The sequence below is a fragment of the Streptomyces sp. NPDC001515 genome (genome assembly GCF_053597115.1).
This window is the reverse complement of record NZ_JBSFHN010000057.1, coordinates 25,506-33,572: the sequence shown is the minus strand read 5'-3', so window position 1 is coordinate 33,572 and position 8,067 is coordinate 25,506. Positions and strand designations below refer to the sequence as shown.

Sequence of the window (8,067 nt, the reverse complement as noted above, 5' to 3'; positions counted from 1 at the left end):
GACCAGCGTCAGACCGACGTACTCCAGAGCACCCTGCCCCCGGTCCCGCCGCCCCCGCAGCCGCGCACCCGGCAACCGCACACTCGTACGCGGCATACCCCGCCGCACCCGACGACGCAACTCCCCCATGAATGGCATGGTTTCGACCCTACGGGGCAAAGGGCGCGACGTCTTGGGCCCAGGGCCCCAACCCTGAGCCCCGCCCATCGGGCCCGTGCGGGGCGCCCGTTCAGACGTGCCGGTCGATCCGCACCCGCGCACCGGGGCGCAGCCCCCACGTGGCCATCGCCCCGGCCTCCGACTCGATCACGTGCCGGGCCCGCAGCCGGGGGAGCCCCAGCCGGCCGGGCTTCATCGTGTGCACCGCGAGCACGGTGAACTTCCGGTCCAGATAGGCCACATCGATCGTGAACCGCATGCGGAAGGAGTGCACGCTCCCGCACGGGGTGATCAGCAGGGCCCCGTCCACCCCGTCCTGCCCGAGCAGCCCCCGGGCGCGGTGCCGGTACGAGGCCGCGATCCGCAGCGGCACCTCCGTCTCCCGGTCCCCGTCCGTGATCGTCAGCGTTCCTGTTCCATTGCGCCATCGAGCCATGGCCATGACGGTAGCGCCACGTGACGGCCTCTGGGCCCGTAACCGCCCGCAGTGGGCCCCAGGGCCCATGACCCGTCTCCGCACGCGCCCTAGGGTCGATGACGTGTACGCCATCCTGATCGGGGTCGCCGCCCTCTGGGGGGCCGCGACCGGACTGCTGGTCCCGCGCGCCGCCTACCGGTTCTCCGTCGAACCGGAGGAGCCACGGCGGGACACCTGCCCCGCCGGCCACGCCCTCACCGGGCCCGCCGGGGGCTGGCTGGGCTCCACCCGCTGCGCCACCTGCGCCGAGGTGGGAGCGGCCGTCTCCGTACGCACCACCGCCGGGACGGCCGCGCCCGAACCCGCCGCCGCCGCACCGCGCGACGCCGGCGCCGATGCCGAGGCGACCGCCGGGGACAAGGACGGGGCGCCGTCCGCGGCCCCCCGCCGCGACGGCCGCTACGCCCCGCGCCTCCTCGCCCCCGTCGTCACCGCCCTCGGCTGCGCCGCCCTCGCCGCGGCCACCGGGACCCGCCCCGAACTCGTCGTCTGGCTGCTGCTCGCGCCCGTCGGCGTCCTCCTGGCGTCCATCGACCGCCGCGTCCACCGGCTGCCCGACCAGCTGACCCTGTCGGCGGCGGGCGCCGCCGCCGTCCTCCTGGGGGCCGCCGCGCTGCTGCCCGAGCACGCGGGCAGCTGGCTCTCCGCGCTCCTCGGCGGGGCCGCCCTCGGCGCCTTCTACTTCGTCCTCTTCCTCATCAACCCGAACGGCATGGGCTTCGGGGACGTCAAGCTCGCCCTCTCGCTGGGCGTCGTGCTCGGCTGGTACGGCTGGGCGGTCGTGTTCGCCGGGGGGTTCGCCGGGTTCCTGTTCGGCGCGCTGTACGGGCTGGTGCTCGTGATCATGCGGCGCGCCGGGCGCAAGACGGGCATCCCGTTCGGCCCGTTCATGATCGCGGGCGCGCTGCTCGGTCTGCTCTTCGGCGCACTCGCCGCCTGACACGCCGGGGCCGCCGCGAAACGCGGTCGCGGGTGTCCGCGCCCGGCTGCGACGATGCGCCGTATGACCGACACCCCCCGCACCGCACGGACCGTTCTGACACCCGCCGAGCGGGAACGCTTCGACGCCCTGGTCGCCGAGGCCGACGCCGTCTCCGTGGCGGCGTGGGACTTCTCCTGGCTCGACGGGCGGGCCACCGAGGAGCGCCCCTCCTGGGGGTACGCCCGCGCCATGGCCGAACGCCTCGGCCGGGCGCACGCCGCGCTCGACATCCAGACCGGGGGCGGCGAGGTGCTGGCCTCCGCGCCGAAGCTGGCCCCGCTGACCGTCGCCACCGAGGGCTGGCCGCCCAACGTCGCCCGCGCCACCGCCCTGCTGCACCCGCGCGGAGCCGTCGTCGTCGCGGACGCGGACGAACCCCCGCTGCCCTTCGGCGACGACGCCTTCGACCTCGTGGTCAGCCGCCACCCGGTCACCACCTGGTGGACCGAGATCGCCCGCGTCCTGGCCCCCGGCGGCACGTACTTCTCCCAGCAGGTCGGCCCGGCCAGCGTCTTCGAACTCGTCGAGTTCTTCCTCGGCCCGCAGCCGCCCGAGGTACGGGGCCGGCGCGACCCGGAAGCCGCCCGCGCCGCCGCCGAGGCCGCCGGGCTCGACGTCGTCGATCTGCGGCTGGAACGGCTGCGCACCGAGTTCCTCGACATCGGCGCCGTCGTCTACTTCCTGCGCAAGGTGATCTGGATGGTCCCCGGCTTCACCGTCGACGCCTACCGCGACCGGCTGGAGGCCCTGCACCACCGCATCGAGACCGAGGGGCCGTTCGTCGCCCACACCACCCGCTTCCTCATCGAGGCCCGCCACCCGTGACGGCCCGGCGGCCCCGGGAGAACCGGCGCCACCGAGTGAGCGGGCGCCCCCTCCCCGGGCGCCGAAGAGTGGCACCCTGGTCACCAGGGGAGGGAGCGCGCGATGACGGACGGCAACGGCGGGGGCGCGGGACGCGGCGCGAGGCAGGGCGGCTCCGAATGGCTCGCGGGGGCCAGGATCGTCGGCGTGCTCGGCGTCCTCTACCGCCCCGAAGGCCCCATGGGCGAGCCCGAGGCGGTCGCCTTCCTGCTCTCCGACGGCCAGTCCGTGCTGCTGACCTGCGCCTCGGACGGCAGTCTGCACATCGGCGCGGGCGCCTGGCCCGACCTGCCCGGCTGGTGCGTGCCCGCCGCGCAGTGGGCGTACGCCCCGATGGCCTCGCTGCCCCGGCCGCCCGACGGCGGATGGACCGTGCTGCGCACCGAGGAGCGCGCGGACGCGTGGGGCGCGGTCCAGGAGGCCGTCATCCACTGCGAGGGCGGCCGGTTCGTGGTGACCGGCGGCGACACGGTCTCCCTCCGCTTCACCCGGGGCCACCGGGGCGCACCCGCCACGCACTGACCCCGGACGCCCGCCGCACCCGGCGCCGCGCGGAATGTGCACATCCTGTGTACGTCCTGGGAGCCGATCGGGCGTCAATACGGCGCCCGGGGACGTCCGTGCAGTTCAGAACGGTGCGGAAGGCCGGATTCTGTGTCCGCAGCGCAGTTCCGCACATTCGGAGAGTAATTATTTCGCGTCGTGGCACGCAGCATCACTTACGAAGGGTTATGGTGGAAACCCCCCCTCGGGCCGGTCCGTAACCCCCCCCACGGACCGGCCCGTTTTTTGTGCCCTAACCCCGCCCGGCCCAGATGTTGGTTCCCTCGGTGTCCACGGCGAAGGTGTCGATCTCCCTCAGTTCGTCGGCGGACAGCTCCGGCCCGGACAGCGCCGCGACGTTCTCCTCCAGCTGCGCCACGCTCGACGCCCCGATCAGAGCCGACGTCATGCGCGGGTCGCGCAGCACCCAGTTGAGCGCCAGCTGGGCCAGCGACTGGCCGCGGCGGGCGGCGATGTCGTTCAGCCCGTTCAGCCGGCGCACCACCTCGTCCGAGAGCAGGTCCGGGTCCAGGGACTTGCCCTGGGTGGCCCGCGAACCCTCCGGGATGCCCTTCAGGTACTTCCCCGTCAGCAGCCCCTGCGCGAGCGGCACGAAGGAGATGCAGCCCATGCCGGCCGCCTCCAGGGTGTCCAGCAGCCCGTCGTCCTCGGTCCAGCGGTTGATCATCGAGTAGGACGGCTGGTGGATCAGGGCCGGCACCCCCATCTCCTTCAGCAGCCGGGCCGCCTCGGCGGTCTGCGCGGAGGTGTACGAGGACACCCCCGCGTACAGCGCCTTGCCCTGCTGCACGGCGGAGGCCAGTGCCCCCATCGTCTCCTCCAGCGGGGTGTCCGGGTCGAAGCGGTGGGAGTAGAAGATGTCGACGTACTCCAGGCCCGTGCGCCGCAGCGAGGCGTCGAGCGAGGAGAGCAGGTACTTCCGGGAGCCCCACTCGCCGTAGGGGCCGGGGTGCATCTCGTAGCCCGCTTTGGTCGAGACGATCAGCTCGTCCCGGTAGGGGGCGAAGTCCTGGGCGAAGATCTTCCCGAAGTTGAGCTCGGCGGAGCCGGGCGGCGGCCCGTAGTTGTTGGCCAGGTCGAAGTGGGTCACACCGAGGTCGAAGGCGCGGCGCAGGATGGCGCGCTGCGAGTCCAGCGTGCGGTCGTCGCCGAAGTTGTGCCAGAGGCCGAGGGAGACCGCGGGGAGCTTGAGGCCGCTGCGGCCGGTGCGGCGGTACTCCATGGAGTCGTACCGGCTGCCGGCGGCCACGTAGGGGGAGGAGGAATCAGTCACGTTTCCCTCCTTATCACGGACTTGTGACAGGCCGGGTTGGGCCGGTGCGGGGCCCGAGCAGTAATGTGGCGGCTTCGGGACTGCCACGGCACGGCGGGGCGACGGCCCCCTTCCGGTGCGGCGATCCGATCCCCAGGGGGCAGCCCGGGGCACAGGGGCGGGCGGCCCCGCACGGAACCGAGAGGTGGACTCAGTGAACTTGCGCGACCTGGTGTACGGGCTCTACGCGCGCCGGGTGGAGGCCCGCCTCGACCACGCCCAGGTGCCCAAGCACATCGGAGTCATCCTCGACGGGAACCGGCGCTGGGCGAAGGCGTCCGGGGGCACGACCGCGCAGGGCCACCAGGCCGGCGCGGACAAGATCAAGGAACTGCTCGGCTGGTGCAGCGAGACCGACGTCGAGGTCGTCACGCTGTGGATGCTCTCCACGGACAACTTCGACCGGCCCGAGTCGGAGCTGATCCCCCTCCTCGGCATCATCGAGAACACCGTGCGCGACCTGGTCGCCGACGGCCGCTGGCGCGTCCACCACGTCGGCACCCTCGACCTGCTGCCCGCGCACACCCAGACCGTCCTCAAGGAGGCCGAACAGGCCACCCTGGGGGTCGACGGAATACTGGTGAACGTCGCCGTGGGCTACGGCGGCCGCCAGGAGATCGCGGACGCCGTGCGCTCCCTGCTCCTGGAGCACTCCGAGAAGGGCACCTCGTTCGAGGACCTGGCCGAGATCGTCTCCACCGACCTGATCTCCGAGCACCTCTACACCCGGGGCCAGCCCGACCCCGACCTGGTGATCCGCACCAGCGGCGAACAGCGCCTCTCCGGCTTCATGCTCTGGCAGAGCGCGCACTCCGAGTACTACTTCTGCGAGGTCTTCTGGCCGGCGTTCCGCCGGGTCGACTTCCTGCGGGCGCTGCGCGACTACGCCGCCCGCCACCGCCGTTACGGCGGCTGAACCTCTTCGTCCGGACGTGGCCCGATCGGCATGGGGCGGCGCGTTCGAGGGCATACCCCAGACAGGTCGACGTCCGGTCGCCAACCAGGCGGACGTCGTGTCCAAGTGAGCGGCTCCCAGTCCGCTCGCCCGGGAGGCCCTTTGCACACGAAGGACCGTACATACAGTGCGGCTGACGCGGAGGGCCGGCGCTCGGCCCGCGCAAGGTGGCCGGAGCCCGGTCCGTCCTCTCCTTTTGGGATGCTCCGCGACGCCGTCGCACCCCAACCTCTTCCGAGGGGGTACGTCCTTCCGTGGTGACCAGCACAAAGCGCCGCATGCCCGACCGGCGCACCTACGTTCTCGACACCAGCGTCCTGCTGGCCGACCCCAACGCCCTGACCCGCTTCGACGAGCACGAGGTCGTGCTCCCGATCGTCGTGGTCACGGAGCTGGAGGCCAAACGGCACCACCCCGAACTCGGGTACTTCGCCCGCCAGGCCCTGCGCCTGCTGGACGACCTCCGGGTCCGGTACGGCCGGCTGGACGCCCCGATCCCCCTGGGGGACCTGGGCGGGACGCTCCGTGTCGAGCTCAACCACTCCGATCCCGGCGTCCTTCCCGCCGGCTACCGGTTGGGGGACAACGACGCACGGATCCTCGCCGTCGCACGCAACCTCCAGGCCGAGGGGTACGACGTCACGGTCGTCTCCAAGGACCTGCCCCTGCGCATCAAGGCGTCCTCCGTCGGCCTGCTCGCCGAGGAGTACCGGGCCGAACTGGCCGTCACCGATTCCGGCTGGACGGGCATGTCCGAACTCACCCTCGGCGCTGAGCAGGTGGACCTGCTCTTCTCCGAGGAGACGCTGTACGTCCCCGAGGCGGCCGAACTGCCCGTCCACACCGGACTGGTCCTCCAGTCCGAACGGGGCAAGGCGCTCGGCCGGGTCACGGCGGAGGGCAACGTCCGGCTCGTCCGCGGCGACCGGGAGGCCTTCGGCATCCACGGCCGCAGCGCAGAGCAGCGCATCGCCCTGGACCTCCTGCTGGACCCGGAGGTCGGCATCGTCTCGCTCGGCGGCCGGGCCGGCACCGGGAAGTCCGCGCTGGCGCTCTGCGCCGGCCTGGAGGCGGTGCTGGAGCGCGGCCAGCACAAGAAGGTGATGGTCTTCCGGCCGCTGTACGCGGTGGGCGGGCAGGAGCTCGGCTATCTCCCGGGCAGCGAGGCCGAGAAGATGAGCCCCTGGGCCCAGGCGGTCTTCGACACGCTCTCGGCGGTGTCCGGCCGCGAGGTGATCGAGGAGGTGCTGGGGCGCGGCATGCTGGAGGTTCTGCCGCTCACTCACATCCGGGGCCGGTCCCTGCACGACGCGTTCGTGATCGTGGACGAGGCCCAGTCCCTCGAACGGAACGTCCTGCTGACCGTGTTGTCCCGGATCGGGGCGAATTCGCGGGTGGTGCTCACCCATGACGTCGCCCAGCGGGACAACCTCCGGGTCGGCCGCTACGACGGCGTGGTGGCCGTCGTCGAGAAGCTGAAGGGGCATCCGCTCTTCGCCCATGTGACGCTCACGCGTTCGGAGCGCTCCCGTATCGCCGCACTGGTGACCGAAATGCTGGAGGACGTCCAGATCTAATACGCCTTGCGCACGTTGAGCCGCCCGGCGGGCCGAAGAGCCTAGCCGGGCGGCCACGTGTTGCGGCACCTTTTCCTCGATTCACGTGCGCCAAACGAGGTGTGAGCTTTCACACGCAAGAGAGAATTGCTTCGCGGCGGGACGTTCCGGCAGAGTCTTGCTTCCGTCAGGCCCCGCATACGGCACACCGGCACCTTCACAGGCGCCACGCACCACACAACTCAACAATCGCCGTCCGTATGCCGCCCGCGAGCACCACGCGGCGCTCCCTCCGGGGAGTCGCCCACCGGGCCCGTGCCTCCCGTGACCCAAGCAGTAGGGAGGCCAGTGCCAGGGGCACGATTGCGCCCGCGAGGTCACCTAAGCGGGCGATGCTGGAAGGACACCGTGTGAGCCGGATTTCGGTCCGGGGGTTCGCCGTGGCATCCGCCACCGCGGTCACCACCGTAGGCGCCGTCGTCGGCGTTGCGTCGGGCAGCACTCCCGCTGCCGATGACAACAACTTCGAGGCGACCGCAGCCGACACCACGCTGCTCGCAGACATCCCCGCGGGCCAGCAGGCCCAGGTGCAGACCGCTTCCCTGACGCAGCAGGCCGACGCCCAGGCGTCCGCGGCCGACGCGGCGGCGAAGAAGTCCGCCGAGGAATCCGCCCGCGTGCAGGCCGCCAAGGACGCCAAGTCCAAGAAGGCGGCGGCCGAGGAGAAGCTGGAGAAGGACCGGAAGGCCAAGGAGGACGCCGCGCGCGCCAGCCGGTCCGCGGTCCGCAGCGCCTCCGCGTTCGCCACCCAGGGCTCGTACACCGTGGCCGAAGTCCAGGCGATGGCCCGCCAGATGATCCCCGGCGACCAGTTCCAGTGCTTCAGCAACATCGTGAACCACGAGTCGAGCTGGAACTACCGGGCGAGCAACCCGTCCTCCGGTGCCTACGGCCTCGTCCAGGCGCTGCCGGGCTCGAAGATGGCGTCCGCCGGTGCCGACTGGCAGACCAACCCGGCCACCCAGATCAAGTGGGGCCTGAACTACATGGACAGCCGCTACGGCAGCCCGTGCGGTGCCTGGTCCTTCTGGCAGGCCAACCACTGGTACTAGGAACCCGAGAGGTTCCGGTCTCAACCTCGCGAAGCCCCTCACCGTCCTTCGGTGAGGGGCTTCGCGCGTGTACGGTCGGGGAGCC

8 protein-coding genes are annotated in these 8,067 nt (G+C 72.0%); 6 read left to right on the top strand and 2 right to left on the bottom strand.

Features of this window, described 5'->3' with window-relative positions:
- Nucleotides 1–229: 229 nt before the first annotated feature.
- Entirely contained in the window at nucleotides 230–601 is a 372-nt protein-coding gene (locus ACWCXC_RS36045) for a DUF192 domain-containing protein (RefSeq protein WP_450891692.1), read from the bottom strand.
- A gap of 97 nt (nucleotides 602–698) precedes the next feature.
- On the opposite strand from ACWCXC_RS36045, the gene ACWCXC_RS36040 reads away from it, so the two are divergent.
- The 3 genes from ACWCXC_RS36040 (at nucleotide 699) to ACWCXC_RS36030 (ending at nucleotide 3,005) form a co-directional block, all read left to right on the top strand.
- The gene (locus tag ACWCXC_RS36040) at nucleotides 699–1,577 is read left to right on the top strand and encodes a prepilin peptidase (protein ID WP_450891691.1); all 879 of its coding nucleotides are present in this window, start codon (nucleotides 699–701) and stop codon (nucleotides 1,575–1,577) included.
- A gap of 63 nt (nucleotides 1,578–1,640) precedes the next feature.
- Complete coding sequence (locus ACWCXC_RS36035; protein WP_450891690.1) at nucleotides 1,641–2,444, top strand: class I SAM-dependent methyltransferase; 804 nt, start codon at nucleotides 1,641–1,643, stop codon at nucleotides 2,442–2,444.
- Nucleotides 2,445–2,546: 102 nt separating this feature from the next.
- Nucleotides 2,547–3,005, top strand: a complete 459-nt coding sequence (locus ACWCXC_RS36030) for a hypothetical protein (RefSeq protein WP_450685874.1) — start codon at nucleotides 2,547–2,549, stop codon at nucleotides 3,003–3,005.
- Nucleotides 3,006–3,279: 274 nt separating this feature from the next.
- Here ACWCXC_RS36030 and mgrA read toward each other — a convergent pair whose 3' ends face one another.
- On the bottom strand, nucleotides 3,280–4,320 hold the full coding sequence (gene mgrA, locus ACWCXC_RS36025; protein WP_450891689.1) for an L-glyceraldehyde 3-phosphate reductase: 1,041 nt from the start codon (nucleotides 4,318–4,320) through the stop codon (nucleotides 3,280–3,282).
- 193 nt (nucleotides 4,321–4,513) lie between these two features.
- Here mgrA and ACWCXC_RS36020 point away from each other — a divergent pair, with 193 nt between their 5' ends.
- The 3 genes from ACWCXC_RS36020 to ACWCXC_RS36010 all read left to right on the top strand — a co-directional run bounded on the left by ACWCXC_RS36020 (nucleotide 4,514) and on the right by ACWCXC_RS36010 (nucleotide 7,982).
- Nucleotides 4,514–5,275 (top strand): isoprenyl transferase, encoded by a 762-nt coding sequence (locus ACWCXC_RS36020; RefSeq protein ID WP_450685872.1) that lies wholly within the window; start codon nucleotides 4,514–4,516, stop codon nucleotides 5,273–5,275.
- 293 nt (nucleotides 5,276–5,568) lie between these two features.
- Complete coding sequence (locus ACWCXC_RS36015; RefSeq protein WP_450685871.1) at nucleotides 5,569–6,891, top strand: PhoH family protein; 1,323 nt, start codon at nucleotides 5,569–5,571, stop codon at nucleotides 6,889–6,891.
- 389 nt (nucleotides 6,892–7,280) lie between these two features.
- A complete protein-coding gene (locus ACWCXC_RS36010) occupies nucleotides 7,281–7,982 on the top strand; it encodes an aggregation-promoting factor C-terminal-like domain-containing protein (RefSeq protein ID WP_450685870.1) in 702 nt (233 codons plus the stop codon).
- Nucleotides 7,983–8,067 lie beyond the last annotated feature (85 nt).